The organism is Aeromonas sp. HMWF014 (assembly GCF_963878295.1).
In the GTDB taxonomy this organism is placed as follows: domain Bacteria; phylum Pseudomonadota; class Gammaproteobacteria; order Enterobacterales; family Aeromonadaceae; genus Aeromonas; species Aeromonas popoffii.
Map to the genome: position 1 here is coordinate 868 of NZ_CAWNYS010000048.1, position 2,060 is coordinate 2,927.

Sequence of the window (2,060 nt, forward strand, 5' to 3'; positions counted from 1 at the left end):
ACATTTTCACTCACCGAGCATCCGAACGGCAGCCTCAACACCGACTGGCAAATTGTGCGTATCCGCCACACCGGTGAACAGCCCCAGGCGCTGGAGGAAGAGGGCGGCAGTGGCCCGACCGTGTACCACAACGAATTTGGCGTGGTCAAAGCGAGCACCACCTGGCGCGCCCGTATCGGCAGCCCCGAGGCGCCCCACAAGCCGATGGTGGATGGCCCGCAAATCGCGATAGTGGTGGGCCCGGAGGGGGAGGAGATTTACTGCGACGAACACGGCCGGGTAAAACTGCAATTCCCGTGGGACCGCTACGGCTCGAGCAACGACCAGAGCTCCTGCTGGGTACGGGTGAGTCAGGGCTGGGCCGGTGGCCAATACGGCATGATGGCCATTCCCCGTATCGGCCACGAGGTCATCGTGAGCTTTTTGGAAGGCGACCCCGACCAGCCCATCGTCACCGGTCGCACCTACCATGCCACCAACCGACCGCCTTACGAGCTGCCCGCCAACAAGACCCGCACCGTGCTGCGCACCGAAACCCACCAGGGGGAAGGTTTTAACGAGCTGCGCTTCGAAGACCAGGCCGGTCAGGAAGAGATTTACATTCACGGTCAGAAAGACCTGAACGTGCTGATAGAGAACGACGCTGCTTGGCACATGAAGCATGACCAGCACACCGACATCGATAATGAGCGGGTTACCCGCATCAAGGCCAACGACCACCTGACGGTGGAAGGCGAGAAGCGCGACCACATCAAGGCCGACTACTCCCTCACAATGGATGCATCGCTCCACCAGAAAATCGCGCAGGCGCTATTGGTGGAGGCGGGTCAGGAAATTCACTTCAAGTCGGGTCAAAAGGTCGTGCTGGAGGCTGGAGCTGAAATCACCCTCAAAGTTGGCGGCAGCTTTGTGAAGGTTGACCCGAGCGGCGTCACCCTGGCCGGCCCCTCCATCAAGATGAACTCCGGAGGGAGCCCAGGTTCAGGCTCTGGGTGGGCGGGGCAAATGCCAGGCTTGCCGGATGGTGTTGAAGTGCCTGTGGCGCCACCGGCCATGATAACTGCGATTGGTATTCAGAAAACAATGGAGTCCATGATGCCGATGGCCAAACTTTGCCCACTAGCAGACCAAGGGGTTAACTGATGGTATTGCAACAATGGCGCGAAGAAGGGTTGCTGTATGCCGTCATTGATGCGGCGGTAGACCCCTCCTTGGTTGCTCATTTCTATGAGCTGGGCGGAAATGATGCCTACCCACTGTTTGCTGGAACAGACTTTTCGGCGCAGGCCGAACACGGTCCTTGGCTGCTACCTACCCCCTCGCAGGCTTTTGTTGAGGCACACCCCACACTCAGCGGCTTTTACTGCCGTAGTCGCGCCTCGAAAGAAGTAATGCCGCGTCACTGGCAGAGCCTGAACAGCGCTATTCATGACGGCGAGGCCGTGTGGTTTCGCTACGCCGATCATCGCGTCTTGCTACCAATGCTCACTGCAATGACGCCAGGAGAGCGCGATGCACTGCTTGGCCCCTGCGAGCAGTTAATGATCGAAGGGCAGTGTGTCACACAAAGCCAAGATTTCATCTGGGTACCAGCGAGTGAAACGCCGTGGTTCCATATTCGGGAGCACCAGCTGGCCGACCTGTATGACGAGTCCCGTCATGCCGACATACTGCGCCGCCATTTCTGGCAACGAATAGAGAAGGTGATGAGAGCCCACCCCAATCCTAAACCGGTGATCCTGACCACGTTGCAGCAAGCGAATCGAGATGGGTTGGTTGAGGATGTGCGCGAGGGCGTCATCGCTGGTGCCCTGGCGCTGCAAGCCGATTTTACGCTGGACAGCGTACGTGCTCCCTTGATGCTCACCGACGATGAATTCATGCAAGTCGCCCATTGGCTCGGCAAACACACCGATTTGATAGGAACTCACTGATGTCTGTAAGTGCACATTGTTTACTCTGCGAAAAATATGATCGGTGGATTGAGATTGATGTTCGTGATGAACAGAACTGTAGTGGTCTAATCATCCCGGACACCATTTTAGGTGGTACAGTCGCCA

2 protein-coding genes are annotated in these 2,060 nt (G+C 57.6%); both read left to right on the forward strand.

Going from position 1 to position 2,060, the window contains the following annotated elements; genetic code table 11:
• Nucleotides 1-1,143, forward strand: a 1,143-nt coding sequence (tssI, locus tag AAC083_RS22780) for a type VI secretion system tip protein TssI/VgrG (RefSeq protein WP_258224856.1), incomplete at its 5' end; no start/stop codon positions are given.
• Nucleotides 1,143-1,934 (forward strand): DUF4123 domain-containing protein, encoded by a 792-nt coding sequence (locus AAC083_RS01745; protein WP_108537892.1) that lies wholly within the window; start codon nucleotides 1,143-1,145, stop codon nucleotides 1,932-1,934. The genes tssI and AAC083_RS01745, both read left to right, overlap by 1 nt.
• Nucleotides 1,935-2,060 lie beyond the last annotated feature (126 nt).